This window comes from Streptomyces sp. NPDC051064 (assembly GCF_044455985.1).
Classification (GTDB): domain Bacteria; phylum Actinomycetota; class Actinomycetes; order Streptomycetales; family Streptomycetaceae; genus Streptomyces.
The window spans coordinates 389,196-407,740 of record NZ_JBITFK010000006.1; the positions used below are offsets into that span (position 1 = coordinate 389,196).

General features: G+C 71.6%; 16 protein-coding genes and 1 pseudogene. 7 read left to right on the forward strand and 10 right to left on the reverse strand.

Annotation, left to right across the window (positions count from 1 at the left end; all coding sequences use genetic code 11):
* Positions 1-3: 3 nt before the first annotated feature.
* The 6 genes from ACIBCU_RS23355 to ACIBCU_RS23380 all read right to left on the reverse strand — a co-directional run bounded on the left by ACIBCU_RS23355 (position 4) and on the right by ACIBCU_RS23380 (position 5,621).
* The gene (locus tag ACIBCU_RS23355) at positions 4-1,011 is read right to left on the reverse strand and encodes a DUF5914 domain-containing protein (protein WP_399233620.1); all 1,008 of its coding nucleotides are present in this window, start codon (positions 1,009-1,011) and stop codon (positions 4-6) included.
* Positions 1,008-1,994: a phytoene/squalene synthase family protein gene (locus ACIBCU_RS23360; RefSeq protein WP_399233622.1), complete on the reverse strand. Its 987-nt coding sequence runs from the start codon at positions 1,992-1,994 to the stop codon at positions 1,008-1,010. The genes ACIBCU_RS23355 and ACIBCU_RS23360 overlap by 4 nt, the downstream gene beginning before the upstream one ends.
* Positions 1,991-3,526, reverse strand: coding sequence for a phytoene desaturase family protein (gene crtI / locus ACIBCU_RS23365; RefSeq protein WP_399233624.1), 1,536 nt, complete (start codon positions 3,524-3,526; stop codon positions 1,991-1,993). Before crtI ends, ACIBCU_RS23360 begins: the two co-directional genes overlap by 4 nt.
* The gene (locus tag ACIBCU_RS23370; protein ID WP_399233626.1) at positions 3,523-4,692 is read right to left on the reverse strand and encodes a polyprenyl synthetase family protein; all 1,170 of its coding nucleotides are present in this window, start codon (positions 4,690-4,692) and stop codon (positions 3,523-3,525) included. The genes crtI and ACIBCU_RS23370 overlap by 4 nt, the downstream gene beginning before the upstream one ends.
* Before the next feature lie 278 nt (positions 4,693-4,970).
* Positions 4,971-5,105, reverse strand: coding sequence for a hypothetical protein (locus ACIBCU_RS23375; protein ID WP_399233629.1), 135 nt, complete (start codon positions 5,103-5,105; stop codon positions 4,971-4,973).
* A gap of 27 nt (positions 5,106-5,132) precedes the next feature.
* Complete coding sequence (locus tag ACIBCU_RS23380) at positions 5,133-5,621, reverse strand: carboxymuconolactone decarboxylase family protein (RefSeq protein ID WP_362937001.1); 489 nt, start codon at positions 5,619-5,621, stop codon at positions 5,133-5,135.
* A gap of 125 nt (positions 5,622-5,746) precedes the next feature.
* Between ACIBCU_RS23380 and ACIBCU_RS23385 the strand changes: the two genes are divergently transcribed.
* The gene (locus ACIBCU_RS23385) at positions 5,747-6,745 is read left to right on the forward strand and encodes a pirin family protein (RefSeq protein ID WP_362937004.1); all 999 of its coding nucleotides are present in this window, start codon (positions 5,747-5,749) and stop codon (positions 6,743-6,745) included.
* Positions 6,742-7,080 (forward strand): GNAT family N-acetyltransferase, encoded by a 339-nt coding sequence (locus ACIBCU_RS23390; RefSeq protein WP_362937007.1) that lies wholly within the window; start codon positions 6,742-6,744, stop codon positions 7,078-7,080. Before ACIBCU_RS23385 ends, ACIBCU_RS23390 begins: the two co-directional genes overlap by 4 nt.
* A gap of 50 nt (positions 7,081-7,130) precedes the next feature.
* Here the strand turns inward: ACIBCU_RS23390 and ACIBCU_RS23395 are convergent, their stop codons facing one another.
* Positions 7,131-8,663 carry a glycoside hydrolase family 43 protein gene (locus ACIBCU_RS23395; protein WP_362937010.1) on the reverse strand — a complete coding sequence of 511 codons (1,533 nt, stop codon included), beginning with the start codon at positions 8,661-8,663 and terminating at the stop codon, positions 7,131-7,133.
* Positions 8,664-8,913: 250 nt separating this feature from the next.
* Here ACIBCU_RS23395 and ACIBCU_RS23400 point away from each other — a divergent pair, with 250 nt between their 5' ends.
* Positions 8,914-9,813, forward strand: coding sequence for a polysaccharide deacetylase family protein (locus tag ACIBCU_RS23400; RefSeq protein WP_362937013.1), 900 nt, complete (start codon positions 8,914-8,916; stop codon positions 9,811-9,813).
* An 82-nt stretch (positions 9,814-9,895) separates the two neighbouring features.
* Positions 9,896-10,107 (forward strand): annotated as a pseudogene (locus ACIBCU_RS23405) (5-methyltetrahydropteroyltriglutamate--homocysteine S-methyltransferase); the annotation flags it as partial.
* 142 nt (positions 10,108-10,249) lie between these two features.
* Here the strand turns inward: ACIBCU_RS23405 and ACIBCU_RS23410 are convergent.
* Complete coding sequence (locus ACIBCU_RS23410; RefSeq protein WP_399233633.1) at positions 10,250-12,598, reverse strand: GH92 family glycosyl hydrolase; 2,349 nt, start codon at positions 12,596-12,598, stop codon at positions 10,250-10,252.
* Positions 12,599-12,913: 315 nt separating this feature from the next.
* Between ACIBCU_RS23410 and ACIBCU_RS23415 the strand changes: the two genes are divergently transcribed.
* Positions 12,914-14,191, forward strand: coding sequence for an MFS transporter (locus ACIBCU_RS23415; RefSeq protein ID WP_399233636.1), 1,278 nt, complete (start codon positions 12,914-12,916; stop codon positions 14,189-14,191).
* Between the two features lie 60 nt (positions 14,192-14,251).
* Here ACIBCU_RS23415 and ACIBCU_RS23420 read toward each other — a convergent pair whose 3' ends face one another.
* Positions 14,252-14,614 (reverse strand): DoxX family protein, encoded by a 363-nt coding sequence (locus tag ACIBCU_RS23420; protein ID WP_399233639.1) that lies wholly within the window; start codon positions 14,612-14,614, stop codon positions 14,252-14,254.
* A 95-nt stretch (positions 14,615-14,709) separates the two neighbouring features.
* On the opposite strand from ACIBCU_RS23420, the gene ACIBCU_RS23425 reads away from it, so the two are divergent.
* Entirely contained in the window at positions 14,710-15,546 is an 837-nt protein-coding gene (locus ACIBCU_RS23425; RefSeq protein WP_399233919.1) for a LysR family transcriptional regulator, read from the forward strand.
* A gap of 136 nt (positions 15,547-15,682) precedes the next feature.
* On the forward strand, positions 15,683-16,696 hold the full coding sequence (locus ACIBCU_RS23430; protein WP_399233641.1) for a hypothetical protein: 1,014 nt from the start codon (positions 15,683-15,685) through the stop codon (positions 16,694-16,696).
* A 265-nt stretch (positions 16,697-16,961) separates the two neighbouring features.
* Here the strand turns inward: ACIBCU_RS23430 and ACIBCU_RS23435 are convergent, their stop codons facing one another.
* Positions 16,962-18,125, reverse strand: coding sequence for a M23 family metallopeptidase (locus tag ACIBCU_RS23435; RefSeq protein WP_399233921.1), 1,164 nt, complete (start codon positions 18,123-18,125; stop codon positions 16,962-16,964).
* Between the last annotated feature and the right edge of the window lie 420 nt (positions 18,126-18,545).

Below are 18,545 nucleotides of genomic sequence, written 5' to 3' on the forward strand. Positions count from 1 at the left end.
CGGTCAGCCGGGGAAGCGCCCGGTGCTCCGCAGCGACCAGCGGCGCTCGGCGTAGGCCAGGTCGTCCCGCCAGAGACGGCCCGCGGTCCGGCGCATCAGGGGGCGCAGGGCGGGCGCGGCGACGCGTGCCAGGGCGAATCCCCGCCGGTCGGAGGCGGCGACGACCGCCTCGACGACCGCTGTCCGCGGTTCCGTGGCGCCGGGCGCGGTGAGCGGCGTGGCATGGGTCTCCACCACCGACCCGGCGCCCTCCCCGTCGGTGATGTGCATGACCACCGTGCGCGGCCCGGGCGCGGTGAACACCGCCCGCACCGGCACCACCAGGCGGCCGGCGACCTTGAACGACACATCGACGGCGAACCCGTCGCCCCCGCCGTCCTCGGGGGTGCCGGCCACCTTCAGGCCGACGAACGCGTACGGGTGGAACCACGAACCGTGCCAGGGGTCGAGCCGGTTGGCGACCACGTCCTCGGGCTCGCACCGGCCCACGGCCGTGAACACCGCGTCCACCGCGTCCACCGGTCGCGGCCTCGGCGGCACGACCGGGCGGTCCAGCGGGGGCTCACCTCCCGCCCGGTCCAGCCGCACCCAGACGAGGACCCCGTCGTCGTACACCGGGTACGGTTCCCACCCGGCGAACGGCCCGCCGTCGAGGGCCAGGCCGTGCCACCGGCACAGGAGCGTCCCGCACACCACGCGGCTGTCGCGCAGCGGCGCTCCCAGGTGGGGGCACTCCCCCGGGCCGGCGCGCAGCGCCCCGTCCTCGGACCGCCACAGGACGACTTCCAGTCCGGCGATCGACCGGCTGTACGGGCGGTCCCGCGCCCCGATCGCCCGGGAGGCTCCGACGGCGTACCAGTTGCCCGACGGGCGGGCGGTGGCCCGCTTCAGCGCCTCGGCGATCACGGTGGGCTTCGCCTCGCGCCAGGTCGGGGCCTGTCTTTCCCAGCGGGGCGCGCGCCGTACCCGCAGGGGTGTCGTCCACGACCTGCTTCTCCGCCGGGTGTTCATCGCGGGGCCCCTTCGGCACCGGCGACCGTGTCCGGCACCGCGGCGGGCGGGCGGGTCCGCATCCGGGCCCCGAGGATCCGTACGAGTCCACCCGCCGCGGTGGCGGCCCGCCGTCGGCGTGGCACCACGGCGCGGCGGTACGTCACCCGGTAGTCGTCGGCGGCGATCGCGTCCAGGATGCCCCTGTACAGGACGAAGGCCGTACGGATGCAGGGACGCGCCCTCGGCTCCAGCATGGCGATGCCCGGCTCCGCTTCCCGGTACACGGAACGGATCAGCCTGTCGGCTTCGGCGAAGGCGCCCCGGAGGCGCGGGTCGTGCCGCCCGGTGCGGCGGCTCCACTCCAGCAGGCGGCGGTCCACGCCGTGGGCGGCGAGCAGGTCCGCCGGCAGGTAGACGCGCCCGCGGTCCAGGTCCTCGCCCACGTCCCGCAGGAAGTTGGTCAGCTGGAAGGCCACGCCGAGCGCCGCGGCGTGCGGAGCCGCTTCCTCACTGGCCCCGACCGTCCCGAGCACGGGCAGCATCTGGAGGCCGATCACCCCTGCCGAACCGTGCGTGTAGGCGCACAGATCGGCGTACGTGGGATAGTCGGTGACCGTCAGATCGCTGCGCATGGACACCAGGAAGTCGGCGAACAGACCGTGGTCGATGGCGTAGCGGCGTGCGGTGTCCGCCACGGCCCTGACCACGGGCTCCTCCCCGCCTCCTGTGCGCAGTCCGTGGGCCAGGTCGCTCTCCAGCAGACGCAGCAGGCGGTCGCGTTCGGCGGCGGGCTGCCGGCGGTCCAGGTCGTCCACGATGTCGTCGGCCCACCGGGCGAAGCCGTACAACGCGTGCACGGCGCTGCGGCGTTCGAGCGGCAGCAGCCGGGTGGCGAGGAAGTACGTCCGGCCGTGCTGCGCGTTCAGCTGCCTGCACCGGGCGTACGCGGCGCGCAGGGCGGGCCCGGTGACCCCTGCGGCGTCCAGTTCACGGTGGTTCATCGGCTCTGCCCTTCGAGGACTGGGGGTCTACGGTGCGCGCTCTTCGCGGAGGGGAGGCCGGTGATGCGGGCTGCGGCGAGCTTGCCGCTGACGAGTACGGTCGGCACGCCCACCCCGGGTGTGGTCCCGCACCCGGCGAGGACGACGTTGTCGTAGCCGCGTACGAGGTTGCGTGGCCGGAAGGGGCCGGTCTGCGCGAAGGTGTGGGACACGGAGAAGGGGGTGCCCGCCGCGTGCCCCTGGGCGGTCCAGTCCACCGGCGTGATCAGCAGCTCCCGGTCCATGGACGCCTCGAAGCCGTCGAGCCCCCGGCGCTCGAGCTCCGCAAGCAGGGCGTCCCTGTAGCGCGGCCCCAGGCCACGCCAGGTGCCCGCCGACGGGCCCGTCGTGGTGTTGGGGCACGGGGCCAGGACGTAGTGCAGGTGTCTGCCCTCCGGGGCCAGTGACGGGTCGTGCGTCGTCGGACGGGTGATCAGCAGCGACGGGTCGCTCATCACCCGTCCCGACCGGGTGAGTTCGTCGAACGTGCGCTCCCAGGCGGCACCGAAGGAGAGCGTGTGGTGCGCCAGTTCGGGCCATGTGCGGTCCGTGCCGGCGTGCAGGACCACGGCCGACGGCGCGTGACGCAGCGGCACGGGGCGTCGGGGAGCGCGGCCCAGGAGCCTGTGGGCCACGGGGAGATCCGGTGTCAGGACGACCGCGTCGCAGGCGATCCGCTCGCCCGAGGCCAGCCGGACGGCCCGTACCCGCCCGGCGGCGCGCTCCAGCCCGGTCACCTCGGCCGACCAGCGGAACTCTCCTCCCGCGTCGGCGGCCGCGTCCGCCATCGCCCGGGGCAGTGCGTACATGCCGCCCTTCGGGAACCAGACGCCCGCGACCGTGTCCATGTAGGCGATGACGGCGTAGGCGGCGAGCGCACGGGCCGGGGCGACTCCCGCGTACAGCGCCTGGAAGGAGAACACCCGGCGCAGCCGTGGGTCCGAGAGGAATCTGCCGATCTGCGGGTCGAGCCGGCCGAAGCCGCCCAGGGCCGCCAGCCGGGCGAGATCCGGGTGCAGGAGCTGGAAGGGCGAGTCGAAGTTGGTGTCGATGAAGCGGTGCATCTGCGCCTGGTACATCCGCTCCAGCCAGCGCCGCAGCCTGCGGTACCCCGCGGCCTCCGCTCCCCCGGCGAAGCGGCGGACCTCGGCCTCCATGGCGTCGCCGTCCGTATGGACGTCCAGCCGGCTTCCGTCCGCGAAGCGGGCACGGTAGGCCGGATGCAGTGGAATCAGCTCCACGCGTCGGTGGAGGCTGTCCCCGACAGCGGCGAAGGCCTCGTCGGCCAGGTGCGGCATGGTCAGCACCGTCGGCCCTGTGTCGACCCGGTAACCGCCGAGTTCCACCCGTCCCGCGCGGCCCCCGGGGCCGGAGCCCTGTTCGACGACGGTCACCCGGCGTCCCGCGCCGAGCAGGTGAAGGGCGGCGGCGAGGCCGGACAGGCCGGCGCCGACCACCACCACATGGTCCGTGGGGCCTGACACGGTCCTCATGCGCCCTCCCCGTCACGGGTGGTGCCCACGGCCCTGGCCACCAGCGCGGCGAACTCCCGCCGGGCACGGGCGTCCGTCCCGGCGGCCGCGAAGTGACGCAGGCTCGACGCCGAGAGCTCGGCGATCTCCTCCTCCACCGCCGCCCGCGCGCCGGTACGTTCCAGAGCGGCGCGCATCCGGTCGACCGTGCCTCCGTCGCCGCCTTCCGCACCGAGTACGGCCAGGGCCTCGGTGTCGCCCGACTCGGCGGCGAGCCGGAGGGCGACGGCGAGGAGACAGGTGAGCTTGCCCGCCCGCAGGTCCTCGTCCGAGGACTTTCCCGTGACGGCGGGGTCCCCGAAAGCGCCCAGCAGGTCGTCACGCAGTTGGAAGGCGAGTCCCGCGCAGCGTCCGGCGGCCCGCAGTCCGTCCATGACGCGGGCATCGGCGCCCGCCAGTGCCGCGCCCAGTGCGAGAGGCCGCTCCACGGTGTAGAGCGCGCTCTTGAGCGTAGCGATGTTCCTGGCCCGGGCGAGGTCGGAGGAGCCGGTCGCCTGGGCCCGCATGTCCAGGTACTGCCCGGCGACCATCTCGCCTCGCATCGCCTGCCACTCCCGGTGAAGCTGTTCGCCGTACAGGGACGCCAGGGCGGTCTCGGTGAACAGATCGTCGGCCCACGCCAGCGCCAGGTCCCCGGCGAGCACCGCGGCGGTCCCCGAGAAGGACGCGGCGGAACCGCGCATGCGGCTCGTCCGGTGCATGTGCGCGAAGTCCGCGTGCACGGCGGGTGCGCCCCGGCGTACCGGCGACTCGTCCATGACGTCGTCGTGGACCAGTGCGCAGGCCTGCAGCAGTTCCAGGGCGGCGCCGATACGCAGCGGGGTCCCGGGGTCGCCGGAGGCCCCGGCGACCAGCCATCCGCACCGGACGAAGGCGGTCCGCAGCCGTTTGCCGCCGTTCAGGACGAACGCGGCGACCCGGGAGGCCACCTCCTCGGCGAACACCGCGTCCACGCGCCGGGCCTCCCGGAGCCTGGTGTGCAGATGCTCCGCGAGGACGGCGTCGACGGCCGCGGCCGCCTCGTCCGCCGGGTGCGGGAGACCACCCGGGCGGAGGCCTCCGCCGAGGTCGGGGCGGGGCCCGGAGCCTCCGCCGGTGCCTGCCCGCGTCGCCCGTGGACCGAGCATGGACAGCCCCTTTCGCTCGGTTGTCCGCTTCCGCGTCCACCGCTGGTTCCGGCCGCGAGGACCGCGGATGCCCCTATCCCTGCCCGTCGCCCTGCCTGTTCGGCGGGGACTTCACCCGGACGGCGGGCGGAACCACGGCGCCGAAGGGGGACAGCCGGGCACGGCGGAGCGGCTCGCCCGCCCCCGGGCTTCCGGGGGCGGGCGTACGGAGCTGTCGGCCGAGGGCTCAGCCGCTGTCGGACACCCAGGACGCCCCACGGTGAGCGGGCGCAGGCCCCTCACATCGTCGAGGGGGCGGGTGATCTCCGCGTCGGCTCGGCCACGCAGACCGCGCCCACGGACAGGACGTGCGCGAGCGTCACGACGATGCCGGAGCTCCGGTCACGCCGCCCCGGGCTGTCGTTCCGGTACATCTCCCGGTGAAAGGGAGCGTGGCCGCCTCACTGCCGGGGGACACCGCGCACGGGGTGCTTGCTCATGATGGAGACCCGGTTGAAGGCGTTGATGGTGACGGCCACCCAGATCACCGCGGCCGTCTCGTCGTCGGACAGGGTGAGGCGTGCCGTGGCGTAGGCGTCCTCCTGCAGGACGGCGTCGGCCGGGTGGGTGGTCGCCTCGGCCAGAGCGAGGGCCGCACGCTCCTGCGCGGTGAACACCTCGGTGTCACGCCAGGCGGCCAGCACTCCCAGCCGCCGGGTCGTCTCGCCTGCCCGCAGCGCGGCCCTGGTGTGCACGTCCAGGCAGTACGCGCAGCCGTTGATCTGTGACACCCGGAGGTTGACCAGTTCGACCAGGGTGCGGTCGAGCCCCGCCTCCTGGGCGACCGTGCGCACCGTTTCGGCCGTGGCGGTGAGAGCCTTGTAGGCCTCGGGACTCTGCTTGTCCACGTAGACCCGCTTCTTCGTACGCTCCGCCTCGGTACCGTTCATTCCTGGACTCCTCACCGGGACGTACCCGTCCCCTCGCCGTGCCGTGCGCCCCGAGTGCGCGGCGGCTTATGATGAAGCATGATTGTTGAACATGCAAACACCTGTGGAGCGCCGGGGGGGCCTCGATGAGCGGCGCCGGCACGGACCGGGTCACGCCGCCCCCGGGCACCGGGGGCCGGGGCCAGGCGCCCCGCCCGGGCGTGGAGGTACTGACGGCGCGGGACGTACCGCTGGGCGGTCCGAGGGCGATGACGGTACGGCGCACGCTGCCGCAGAGGGCCCGCACGCTCATCGGGGCCTGGTGCTTCATCGACCACTACGGCCCCGACGACGTCGCCGTGACGGGCGGGATGGATGTGGCCCCGCATCCGCACATCGGCCTGCAGACCGTCAGCTGGCTGTTCAGCGGCGAGATCGAGCACCGCGACAGCCTGGGCAGTCACGCCTTCGTACGCCCCGGAGAGCTCAACCTGATGACCGGTGGCCGGGGCATCAGCCACACGGAGGTCTCCACCCCCGGCACCACGGTCCTGCACGGTGTCCAGCTGTGGGTGGCGCTTCCCGGTGAGCACCGGGACGCGGGGCGCGACTTCCGGCACCATGTGCCGGACCCGGTCCGCCGGGACGGCGCCGTGATCAGGGTGTTCCTCGGCTCCCTCGCCGGAGACACCTCCCCGGTCCCGGCCTTCACCCCTCTGCTCGGCGCCGAGATCGTCCTCGAACCGCACGCGACCGCGATCCTCGACACGGACACCGCCTTCGAGCACGGCCTTCTCGTCGACCAGGGGAGCATCCGTCTGGACGGAACGCTGCTGCGAGCGGCCGAACTGGGCTACCTCGGCCCGGGACACGGCGAAGTCACCCTGGTCAACGAGACCGACACTCCCGCCCGGGCCGTGCTCGTGGGCGGAACGCCGTTCGACGAAGAGATCGTCATGTGGTGGAATTTCGTGGGCCGCAGTCATGACGACATCGTCGAGGCACGCGAGGAGTGGGAGGCCGGCTCCGACCGTTTCGGCCACGTCGACGGCTATCCCGGCGCCCGCATCCCCGCCCCGGTTCTTCCCAACGCCACCATCGCACCGCGTGGCAACCCGACACGCCCGAAAGGGAGCACACGATGACCCAGGCCGCCGCCCCCGTCGTCCGTAACGTCGACGCCAGGCACCGCTACGAGATCCTGGTCGACGAGGCGAGCGCGGGGTTCACCGCCTACCGCGACCGCGACGCGCAGCGCGTCTTCTTCCACACCGAGATCGACGACGCCTTCGCGGGCCGGGGACTGGCCTCCGTGCTCGTGCGGGAGGCGCTCAGCCACGTACGGGACACGGGCAAGCGGATCGTGCCGGTCTGCCCGTACGTGGCCAAGTTCCTCAAGAAGCACGAGGAGTTCTCCGACATCACCGACCCGGTCACGCCCGAGATCCTCCAGTGGCTGGAGACCACCCTGGCTCGCTGAGCACCCGCGCCGCCGCCCGCCCGGACGGCGGCCGGGTGGCGGCGCTCCCGTCAGACCGGCCGCAGTTCGAACCAGTCGAAGGCGAGGGTGCCCCGGGTCGCGTACATGCCGATGACCCGGCCGGTGAATCCGCCCGCGACCTCGGTGGTGAGGTAGCGGCCGTCGAGTTCGGCGAGGATCTCGAAGGCGCCGTCGTCGGTCTCGTACCCCAGGCGGAGGGTGTCGGGGCCGCCGACGCGGAGGCCCGCGGCGGCATCGGGGTCCTCGGGACGGACGGTGACGGTGGGCGGCAGGACTTCCGTGGTGGTCACGTCGACGCGCAGCGTCAAAGGTCCGGTGGGCACGGACCGTTCGGCGACCGTCTGGCGCAGCGGGCCGATGCGGGCGACCGCACGGACCACGCCGTCCTCCGTCTCCACCTGGTAGTGGTGGGCCTCGTCGAGCCGCACGGCGAGGCCGCCCCGGCCTCCTTCGCCGACGTCGACCCGCGTCCGCGCCTCGCAGTCGGGGTCGCGCTGGCGCCGCCCCACGAACAGCGCGCCGGGCTTGTCCATGCCGTCCGCCCGGGCGTGCAGCACCAGGTGGCCCGGCCGCTCGTCGAGGCGTACGTCAGCCGGATCGCGGCGTCTCGGAGTCACCCAGCAGGGTGCCGGCACCAGCGAGTCGAAGTCGTCGCGGTGCGGCTCGGCGGGCCAGGGGTGCTGAGCCAGGCCCGGCGCCTCCGCGCGGAGTTCCAGTGGCCCCGGCACCGGCCACTCGTCCTCCCACCGCACCGGCGCCAGGAACGTCTCCCGTCCCATGCCGTGGAACCCCGGTGTGTCGCCGCGGGGCCGGGTGCCCAGCAGCACCATCCACCAGGTGGAGTCATGCGCCTGCACCAGATCGCCGTGGCCGGTGTTCTGCACCGGGTGTCCGGTGCTGCGGTGGGAGAGGACGGGGTTGTCCGGGTGCGGTTCGAAGGGCCCCGGCAGCGAGCGGGCCCTGGCGAGCGACATCGCGTGCCCGCGTTCCGTTCCGCCCTCCGACAGCAGCAGATACCACCAGTCGCCGATCCTGTAGAGATGCGGGCCCTCGGGGTACTGGAGCCCGCTCCCCGACCACATCTCCACCGGCTCGCCGAGCAGTTCGCCCGTCTCCGGGTCGATACGCACCCCTCGGATCCCGCCGTCGGAGTACACGCACCAGCAGTCCCCCTCGTCGTCCCAGGCCAGATCGGGGTCGATGCCGGGTATGCCGACCCGCACGGGGTCCGACCACGGACCCGCGGGGTCCTCGGCGGTCACCAGGACGTTGCCGGCACCGGCGACCACGGTCGTGATCATCCAGAAGCGGCCGTCGTGGTGCCGCAGCGTGGGGGCGTAGACACCGCACGACGACGGAGCCGTGTCAGGGAGGGCCAGCTGCGACGGACGGTCCAGGGCGTGTCCGATCAGCCGCCAGTGCACCAGGTCCCGGCTGTGCCACAGCGGTACCCCGGGTACGTACTCGAAGCTGGACGTCGCCACGTAGTAGTCCTCGCCCACGCGGCAGATACTCGGATCCGGGCTGAAGCCGGGTATCACGGGATTGTCGAAGAGCACCACGGGCTGTCCTCAGGCTCGGGCCAGGACGGCGTCCCAAGGCCATGATCGTCGAAACGCTTCGAAGATGGCAGTCCGGCGTAGGTGTGTCAATAGACCCGCCAGAAGTGGGGTCCACATGCGAGAATTCGAGGGAGCGGAGTTCCACGGAGGAAGCCCTGGGCACATTCCGAGCGTCCCTGGAGAGCTGTAGTCGAAGCGCTTCGACGAAATCCGCGTGCGTAACCGTCAGGTCGGGGACCAGACTGCGGGCATGGATGAAGAAGGCGTCGGACCCGCGATCGTGACGTCGCCGGCGCGGTGGAACCGGCTTCTCGGGTTCCCGGCCGATGCCCGCCTGCTGATCGTCAACTGCGACGACTTCGGCATGTGCCCCGCGGTCAACGCAGGGGTGATCGAGTCGATCGAGGAGGGGATCGCCGGCTCGTGCAGCCTCATGACCGTGTGTCCGGCGGCGGCGGACGCGATGCGGCTGCTCCGGCGGAGGCCGGGGATTCCGTTCGGGATCCACCTCACCACGGTGTGCGAGACGCCCGACCGTCCTTGGGGTCCCCTGACGGCCAGGGAGAAGGTTCCCTCCCTGCTCGACCCGGCGGGCAATTTCTTCGAGCCGACAACCGCAGGGCGGACCGCCCTGCTCGGCCGCGCCCGGCCCGACGAGGTCGAGACCGAGTTCCGCGCGCAGATCGACGCCGTCGCCGATGCCGGCCTCACGCCGACCCACCTGGACTTCCACTGCCTGGCCGACGGAGGCCGCGACGACATCCTCGACCTGGCCGTGGGGCTGGCCGCCGAGTACGGCCTCGCCGTCCGCGTCTGGCTGGAGCCGGGGCTGCGGGCCATGCGGCGAAGGGGACTGCCCGTCATCGACCATGACTTCCTGGACAGCTTCTCCCTCCCGGTCGAGGGCAAGGCGGCGCGTTACGGCCGACTGCTCCACGACCTGCCTGCCGGGCTCAGCGAATGGGCGGTCCATCCCGGTCTCGCCGGCCGGGCGTCACGGGGCGCCGACAGCGACCGCCATGTGCGGCGTACGGACCATGAGTTCCTCACGTCGCCGGAGGCCCGGGATGCCGTGGCCCGGGAGGGCGTCACGCTGATCGACCACCGGGCCGTTCAGCGCGTATGGGCCAGGAACACGGGTCCCGTGTGAGCCGGCGCCGACACCATCCGCATCCTGGGCCTGGCGCACCGCGTCCTCGTACGGCCCCGTGAGCTGGTGGGTGCAGCGGGTGACCGGCTGTCTCGCGACCCGGCACGGCTGGGTCCAGTCCTACGGCACCCGTTATGTCCGTCGCCGGTCCTGGCCGGCGACATCTCCCGCCCCGGGCCGATGGCGGTGGGCTGGACGACGTACACCCAGTCCCTCACCGGCCGTCCCGTCAAGGGCATGCCCACCGGGCCGGCCACGATGCTGGCCTGGTCCTTCGTCCGCGACGACCGGCCGGAGAGCCGCGCGTCCCTGGTGAACCTCGACACCGCGGCCCGCGCCGTGCGAGGCGAGCTCTCGACGTCCTGACGGCCCGGACCGGCCGGGGCGCTGGGTGCGCCCCGGCCGGCCCGGCTGCGGACAGAGGTTGTTCAGCGGCTCACTTGAGTGCGGGCGGTGCCGCGTCCGCCGAGGTTCCCCACCGGGAAGGCTCCGTACCGACCTCGAACGACAGGTCGCGTGTGCCGCGGATGTCCTCGGTGGTCAGGTAGGTCTTGCCGTAGGCGGCGCCGTCCGTCCGCGCCGACTGGATGTAGCGCGCCGAGTCGGAGGTGCCCGGAGCCTTCACCGTCAGCCGGCCCTTGGGGTAGTAGCGCCGGTCGAGGGTCAGGTCCACCCGCTCGAAGACGGGGGTCGACAGGCCCCAGGTGTCGGTGCCCGGCTGGACCGGGAAGATCCCGATCGAGGACAGGACGTTCCAGGCGGACATCGTCCCCAGGTCGTCGTTCCCGGTCATGCCGGTCGGGGTGTCCGTGAAGAGCGTGAGCGCGGCGTGCACCACGTCGGTCGTCTTCCAGGGCTGCCCCGTGGAGAGGTAGGTGTAGGGGGCGATCAGGTCAGGCTCGTTCTGCGGGTTGTACTTGTCCGCGTTGTAGTAGTCGTACGGTCCGTTCACCCACACCTCGCGGGCGGTCTTCGCCGGGTCCTGCAGCAACTGCTCGTAGGCGAAGAACGAGTCGAGCCGCTCGTTGGCGGACTCGGTGCCACCGATCAGGGAGACCATGCCGGGCAGGTCCTGCGGGACGAGCCACTGGTACTGCCAGGACGTGCCCTCGTGGAAGCCCTCGCTCTGCGCCGGGTCGGCGGGGCCCGTGAAGGCGCCGTTCGCGTCCCGTGCGCGGAAGAAGCCGGTCGAACTGTCGAAGATCTTCCGGTAGTTCTGCGCCCGCTCCGCATAGCGCGCGGCGTCTTCGTCGTGGCCGAGTTCCTTCGCCATCTGCCCGAGCATCGCGTCGGACAGCGCGTACTCCAGGGTCGCGGAGGCACCGTGGTCGTAGTCGGAGTCGCCCGGCTTCACATGGGCCCGGCCCTTGATGTACGGCGCGAAACCGTCAGCGAGGTACTCCTTGTTGGCCTCACGGCCCACGGGGGCGGACTCGGCGGGCGGCACGTCGTCGGCGTTCTTGTTCAGGGCGCGGTACGCCTGTTCCTCGTATCCCTTGAGCAACCCCTGCTGGTAGGCGTTGGTGAGGAACGGCGTGACGGGGTCGCCGATCATGATGTTCGTCTCGACCGTGCCGTAGCCCCACTTGGGCAGCCAGCCGCTGTCCTCGTCGATCTTGATGACCGAGATCGCCATGTCGCGGGACTCGTGCGGTGCGAGCAGCGACAGGAGCTGGGCCTGGGTCCGGTAGGTGTCCCAGAGCGACCAGTTCTGGTAGTAGGTGAATCCCTTGGCACGGTGGATCTTCTGGTCCCAGCCCGTGTAGCGGCCGTCGACGTCGCTGCCGATGTTCGGCGCGAGGAACGAGCGGTAGAGGGACGAGTAGAAGGTCCGGCGCAGGGTCTCGCTGCCGCCCTTCGCCCGGACGTCGTCGAGGCGGTCCTCCCAGGCGGCCTGGGCCGAGCGTGCGACGCGGTCGTACGAACGGCCGCCTTCCGCACGCAGGTTGAGGGCGGCTCCCTTGGCGTCCACGTACGAGATCGCGGTGGTCGCCTCGACGGTGCGGTCCTCGGAGGTGTCGAAGCGCACGAAGGCGCCGTTGCGCTCGGCAGCCGCGGACGAGGACTTCGAGCCCTCGGTGACCTTGTCACCCTTCCAGGTGCCGGAGGTGGTGAACGGCCGGTCGAAGCGGGTGATCGTGTACACCGTGTACGGTTTGGTGTCCTGGCAGAAGCCGCTGCCGGTGATGGCCGTGCGTACGGTGCGGTTGTCGAGGATCTCGACGTCGGTGTCCACGGTCTTGTGCAGCGACTGGCCCGCGTTGATGAGGACGTTGGCCTTGTCCGTGGCGGGGAAGGTGTAGCGCTGCACTCCGGTGCGCTCGGTGGCGCTCAGCTCGGCCTTGATGCCTGTCTTGAGACCGACCTCGTAGGTGCCGGGGCTCGCCTTCTCGTCGTCGTGGCTGAACTCCGCCGCGTATGCGGCGTTGTCCGTCGACGTGATGTCACCGGTCGTCGGAAGCACCGGGAGGTCTCCGCCGAGGCCGCAGCCCACACCGGAGATGTGGACGGTGGAGAAGCCCCTGATGTGGGTCTCCGAGTAGTCGTAGCCGGTGTTGTGCCCGGTGTCGGGCGAGAACTGCACCATGCCGAAGGGCACCGCGGCGCCGGGGTAGGTGTTGCCCTCGTTCTCGGTTCCGATGAACGGGTTGACGAGATCGGTGAGCCGGGCGCGCTCGGCGTGCCCCTCTCCGTCCGCCGCGGCAGGCGCGGCGACGGCGCCGCCGAGGAGGGCGGCCGTGGCGGCCACCGCCCCCGCCCCGCGAATCCAGTGGGTCCATCTCATGGAATGAGCGCCTCTCGGACGTAGACAACGTTGTCATGCGCACTGCGCGATCATTCTTGGTCCGCATGCGTGTACTCGTCAAGAGCTGCGGCAGGCGGGCGGCTCAGCGCTCGCCGGCGCTCCGCGCTGGACCGGCCTGGCGGGCGCGGTGCTGAGCCCGGTCGGGTCTGGCCCAGACCCATCTCTTCCTGCCCCGGACACGAACGTCGGCGCAGGGGGCCGGACCTGAAGCCCCGGCCACTGCCTGATCCTCGTCCGCCCACCCGCAGAATTCGCACCGCTGACCGTGCGTACGACCGCTGTTAGCCTGCGCCCATGACCAAGGGACGACCGCCCGGCCGTATGGCTCACATAGCGGGGAGCAACAGGTCGGAGCGTGTACTGATCCTGGCCAGCTTCGTGAACCGGGTCGGTAACGGGCTCTTCAACACGGCGTCCGCGCTCTACTTCACCTTGGTCGTGGATCTCCCGGCGGTGCAGGTGGGTGCCGCCCTCACCATCGCCGGTCTGATCGGCCTGCTCTCGGGGATACCGGGCGGCCATCTGGCCGACAGACGTGGCCCGCGCACGGTCATGATGCTCGCCCTGGCGGTCCAGGCCGTGGCGATGTCCGCTCTCGTGCTCGTCGAGAGCTGGGCCGGTCTCACCGTCATCGCTGCCGTTGACCAGCTTGCCGCAGCCACTGCCGGCGCGGCCTGGGGAGCCCTGGTGGTCAGGGTCGGCACCGACCGCCCGGCACTGTTCAGGGCGAAGCTCCGTACGTACGTGAATCTGGGCGTCGTCCTGGGAACCGTGGGTGCCGGATTCGCGGTCGCGGCGAACACGCGTGCTGCCTACATCGTGCTGATTCTCGGCAACGCGGCCAGCTTCGCCCTGTGCGCCCTCCTCCTGTTCCTGCTCCCCCACTACAGGGCATTGGCGCCGTCGTCGCAGGACGGCCGCCGCTGGATCGCTCTCACCGACCGTCCGTTCGTGGCCTTCACAGTGCTCCACGGTGCCATGGGGCTCCAATATCCGGTGGTCTCCCTGCTTCTGCCAATCTGGATCTCGGAGCACACGGACGCGCCTCGCTGGACCGTGGCCGCCGTGTCCGCGATCAATGCCGGAGTCTGCGTCCTGTTGCAGACCAGGATCGGATCCCGCATCGAAACCCCTCTCGACGGCGGCAGGGCGTTCCGCACGGCAGGGCTGCTCTTCCTCCTCAGCTGTCCGATGATGGCCCTGACGGCGCACGCTCCCGCGTGGGCGGCCGCCGGCCTCGTGGTCGCGGCGATCTCCGTGCACAGCCTCGGGGAGATCTGGGAGTCCTCGGCCGGCTTCGCCCTTGGCTTCGGCCTGGCACCGGACCATGCCCAAGGCCAGTACCAAGGGCTTCTCGGGCTCGGCTTCAGCGCAGGCCAGGCGCTCGCTCCCGCCCTCCTCACGACCGTCGTGCTCGGGATGGGCACGACCGGCTGGTTGCTCCTCGGCGCGTTCTTCGCGGCCGTGGGGGCGGTCGGCCCCACGGTCGAACGCTGGGGCACACGAACGCGGTCCCCGCAGGAAGCCGCCGCTGCGGAAACCGGCGGAGAACCGGACCAGGCGCACGCGTAACCGCACCCCGGGCTCCGGCGAACGTGTTTCTCCGTGCACCCGGTCTGCGTCTGCGCCCGGTCACAGCCAGGTGGAGGCCGGCCACATGACCACGGCCGCGGCCGCGAGGAGCCCGACGTTGAGTGTGATCCGGCGATCCTCACCTGTCCTGTGGACGACGATCGCGCCGAGTTGCAGGAGCACGAACCCGATGGCCGCCGCAAGCGCCGGCCAGGGTGCGATGCCGGTCAGCGGAGGAAGGATCAGCCCGGTCGCGCCGAGTATTTCGACCACTCCCAGCGCCCTGACGGCCGGCAGGGGTACGCGGTCGACCCAGGCCATCATCGGGCGGAGCTGATCGCGGCTGCGGATCACCTTCAGCGCGCCTGCGTACAGGTAGAAGAGGGCGAGCACCCCGGCGATGATCCAGTATGCGATGTTCATGGCTCCAGTGCACCGGCGGCGCCCTGCGACTGTCCAAGACCTGTTCCGCCAGGTCGATACCTTGCGGATATCGTTGCAGCGTGGAGCTACGCACCCTGCAGTATTTCGTAGCGGTCGCCGAGGAACTCCACTTCGGTCGGGCCGCCACGCGACTGCACATGAGCCAGCCGCCGCTGAGCCGGGCGGTCAAGCAGCTCGAGGCCGAGCTCGGGGCCCTGCTGCTCGTCCGCTCGCCTGCCGGCGTCACCCTCACCGCGGTGGGCACCCTGCTGCTCGATGAGGCGCGCGCCCTGCTCGACCACGCCGACCGCGTACGCCTGCACGTGACCGCGGCGGCCGCCGGCGCCACCATCACCGTCGGCATTCTGGGCGACAGCACCGACGTGGCGGCGACCAGGCTGGCCGCCGCTTACCGTCGCAGCCACCCCGGTATCGACATCCGCATCCGCGACGCCGAACTGACCGACCCGACCTGCGGTCTGCGCGCCGGACTTGTCGACGTCGCCCTGACCCGGGCGCCGTTCGACGAGACCGCCCTGACGGTGCGGGAGCTGCGTTCGGATCCGGTGGGAGCGGTCCTGCGCGCCGACGATCCACTGGCCCGCCGTGACAGCCTGCGGCTGGCCGACCTGAGCGACCGCCGCTGGTTCCAGTTCCCGCAGGGGACCGACCCGCTGTGGCGGTCGTACTGGAACGGCGGCGAGCCACGCGAGGGGCCGGTGGTCCGCGTGGTCCAGGAGTGCCTGCAGGCCGTGCTGTGGAACGGCACGGTCGGCCTGGCCCCGCTCGGCCACGACATGCCCGCGGGGCTGGCCGCGGTGCCGCTGACCGACATGGCGCCGAGCCGGGTGGTGGCGGTGTGGAACGAGGGTGACCGCAACCCGTTGATCCGTTCGTTCATCGAGATCGCGACGGCCGCGTACCGCCGCTGACCGTCTCCGCCACCTGGCGCGGTCAGGCGACGAGCAGGAGCACGCCGATCGCCCCGCCTGTTCCGCATCGGCGTATCCGGCGGCGTGCAAGAAAATCCGTGGCCGGTCCGGAACCCTTCAGCCGATAATCGCCCTCATGAGGCCTCATGAGCCCGATGCAGACAGCCCGGCCAACCCGGCCTTACGACGAGTGCTGGGAAGGCCCGGCGTCCCCGGACTGTTGGACCTGCTGAGCAACGGTATGTCCGGTGCCGATCTGACCACACTGCTGCTCGAAGTGTTCCGGCGCCGAGCGGAGCAGCGCACGCCGGCGGAGGTGATGCGGCGCTACCGCGACGACCGGTTCGTAGCACCCGCACCGACCGGCTTCACCGCACTTCGCCGTACCGAGGACGCTCTGGTGTCCGCGTTGCCCGACGGGTTCGAGACTCTCGTGCTTGCCCCTGTCCTGCCTCTGGCAGCCCATTCGGCCGTCGCGACCGTGGATCCGCGCAAGGTGATCGCAACGGTTCGCGGCAGCGAGGTGGCAGCTGACCCGACGAATGCGCTGGCCCTGGAGGCATCCCTGCGACGCTCGGTGGCCCTGGCCGCCGATCCTCGTTCAACGGTGCCGGTAAGGCTGGCCGCCAGTCAGAGAGTGGCCCGGGCACAGCACTTCGACGCTCCCGGGATGCTCGCCCACTTCCAGATATTCGGCCTGGTGACCGCCGGTCGGGATACCGGCAACCGATCCTTCGAACACCAGCAGCTGGCCGACCATCTGCGGTTCGCCGCTCGAGCGCTGGCCGCCGCCGGGGCGGAGCACACGGAGATCCGGCTCACCTGCCTGGAGGACGCGTGCCGCCCGGTCATCGATCGGATTCGCGGTGATCTCGCCGCGCTGCCGGGCATCGCCGTGATCGAGGACCCGGACCGTACGACCGGACGCGGCTACTACACGAGCATGTGCTTCAAGATCTGCACCAGCGTGGACGGCCACTACCTGGAAGTCGCCGACGGCGGCTTCGTCGACTGGAGCCAACTGCTCACCGGCAACCGTAAGGAACGCCTTCTGATCAGCGGCTACGGCGTCGATCGACTGGCTGAGACTCTGACTCGGCCGGCGCAGCAGGGAACTCCTGGAACGCCGACTTCCGCTTCGGGTCCATGAAGTCCTGGCAGACGTTGCGCGCGAGTCGGTCGATGGCAGCGCCCCCTGTGGTCATCAGTTTCGGTCCCGGCCCCCTGACGTGCAACTTCACTGGGAGCACCATGCTGTTGAGCGCAGAAACACTGCCATCGGCAGGCCCGGAACCATGCCGTGGCCGAAGGCACCGACGGTCGAGGAAGCCGGCGGGCCGCCCGGCCCCGCTCCTTATTGACGGGGCGTCGGTTCACCGGCGGCCCGTTCCATGTTCGGGTGACAGGCGGCGGGCTCAGCCGCCGTTGGCGAGCCAGGCGATCGGGTCCATGTACTGGCCGTCGAAGAGCACCTCGAAGTGGAGATGCGGTCCGGTGGACAGACCTGTCGAGCCGACCAGCCCGACGGGATGGCCCGTGGTCACGCTCTGGCCGGTCGTCACCTGGAGGGCGGACAGATGGCTGTAGGTGGTCTCCAGCCGCTTTCCGTCGATGGTGCCGTGGTCGATCACCACGCGGTTGCCGTAGGCCGAGGTCATGCCCGCGAACTCGACACGTCCGTCCCGTGCCGCGGACACCTGAGCGCCCTGCGGCGCGCCGAAGTCGACGCCCGTGTGGAGCTTGGTGACCCCGGTCAGCGGGTGAGTGCGCGAACCGTACGACGAGGTGACGGTGAGCGTGGTGACGGGCGGCGCCAGAAGCGCGCCGGAGGCCGGGCCGTTCTGCTCGGGGTTCCGCCGGACCAGTGCGTCGTACTGCGGAAGCCGCTTCTTGACGTCGGCGACGAAGGTGCGGGCCGGGGCGGGGACCTTGCCGGCCTTCTTGACCTGGTCCACCCCGGCCGCATACGCGGCGAGCGTGAGGTCGGCGACGTCACCGTTGACGGTGCCCTTGGTACGGAGCGCGGTCACCTTCTCCGCCAGGGAGCAGTCCTGCCGCCCCAGCGCCATGATCGCGTCCCCGGCGTCGCGCGGCGAGGAACTGCCGTTGCCGTCGTCGTCCCGACCCCAGCTCTTCCAGCCGGCGTCCGTGAAACGGGCGATGCCCTGCTCGGAGAGGCTCGCGGTGTTGTCCTGCCATCCGGAGAGCTGGTCGATGTGCGCGGCGAGGAGTGCGGGGGTCACTCCCGTGCAGTCCGCCGTCGCCCTGCGCAGCCAGGGGACGTAGGAGCCGTCCACATTGCTGACAGCTGACTGGCTCGGGCCCGGGTCCTGCGGCGGGGCCAGGTCGAGGCCGCCGGTCAGGGCGAGGAAGATGGCGACTCCGGGGACTATCACCAGGCTGGGCAGCACGATCAGGGTGACGGGGCGGGGGCCGCGCCTACGTCGTGGGGGCGTGCGGCTGTCGGACGCGTCGACGGCCGGGAAGGTGTTGGCCGACCCCGTGGCGGGCGGCTTCGGTCCGGGCTCTGCCGTGTCGTCCCCCGTGGGTTCGTGCCCGGTCGCTCCGGGCCGCCCCAGGAGGCTCTCCGCCGGATCGGGGTGCGGTGCTGCGGGGCGCGGCTGAAGGCCGTCGTCGTGCGCGGTGGTTCCCACCGGGTGGGGGAACGCCGTGCCTTCCCTGTCCTTGGTCACGTGCCGGGCCGGCTCCACGAGGGCGCCGGGGCGGGGCGTGATATCGGCGGGCTGTATCGTCTCACGCCAAGACGCTAACAAGCGGGAGACGGGGCGTCACCGGCCGCGTGGACAGGATGAACTGCCCGATGGGGCACAGTTGATGCCCGGTGGGCTCGTCCTCGATCGCTGTGACGCACTCGAACCGGCCGACCCCTCGACGGCTGCACGCCCGTGGTGGGCGAGGAGTTGAGGCCGTGCGGGGACTTCGTGCCGTCGTATCGGTCGTGCCCCGGCAGCGGATCGGGGGGCGCTGGTGCTCCTTCG

What these genes read in the sequence shown, in the direction of transcription:
- ACIBCU_RS23420 (WP_399233639.1), bottom strand. Translation starts at nt 14,614, where the DNA reads ATGAACATCGCATACTGGATCATCGCCGGGGTGCTCGCCCTCTTCTAC.
- ACIBCU_RS23400 (WP_362937013.1), top strand. Translation starts at nt 8,914, where the DNA reads ATGGATGAAGAAGGCGTCGGACCCGCGATCGTGACGTCGCCGGCGCGG.
- crtI (WP_399233624.1), bottom strand. Translation starts at nt 3,526, where the DNA reads ATGAGGACCGTGTCAGGCCCCACGGACCATGTGGTGGTGGTCGGCGCC.
- ACIBCU_RS23370 (WP_399233626.1), bottom strand. Translation starts at nt 4,692, where the DNA reads ATGCTCGGTCCACGGGCGACGCGGGCAGGCACCGGCGGAGGCTCCGGG.
- ACIBCU_RS23385 (WP_362937004.1), top strand. Translation starts at nt 5,747, where the DNA reads ATGAGCGGCGCCGGCACGGACCGGGTCACGCCGCCCCCGGGCACCGGG.
- ACIBCU_RS23375 (WP_399233629.1), bottom strand. Translation starts at nt 5,105, where the DNA reads ATGTACCGGAACGACAGCCCGGGGCGGCGTGACCGGAGCTCCGGCATC.
- ACIBCU_RS23390 (WP_362937007.1), top strand. Translation starts at nt 6,742, where the DNA reads ATGACCCAGGCCGCCGCCCCCGTCGTCCGTAACGTCGACGCCAGGCAC.
- ACIBCU_RS23415 (WP_399233636.1), top strand. Translation starts at nt 12,914, where the DNA reads ATGACCAAGGGACGACCGCCCGGCCGTATGGCTCACATAGCGGGGAGC.
- ACIBCU_RS23380 (WP_362937001.1), bottom strand. Translation starts at nt 5,621, where the DNA reads ATGAACGGTACCGAGGCGGAGCGTACGAAGAAGCGGGTCTACGTGGAC.
- ACIBCU_RS23355 (WP_399233620.1), bottom strand. Translation starts at nt 1,011, where the DNA reads ATGAACACCCGGCGGAGAAGCAGGTCGTGGACGACACCCCTGCGGGTA.
- ACIBCU_RS23410 (WP_399233633.1), bottom strand. Translation starts at nt 12,598, where the DNA reads ATGAGATGGACCCACTGGATTCGCGGGGCGGGGGCGGTGGCCGCCACG.
- ACIBCU_RS23360 (WP_399233622.1), bottom strand. Translation starts at nt 1,994, where the DNA reads ATGAACCACCGTGAACTGGACGCCGCAGGGGTCACCGGGCCCGCCCTG.
- ACIBCU_RS23430 (WP_399233641.1), top strand. Translation starts at nt 15,683, where the DNA reads ATGAGGCCTCATGAGCCCGATGCAGACAGCCCGGCCAACCCGGCCTTA.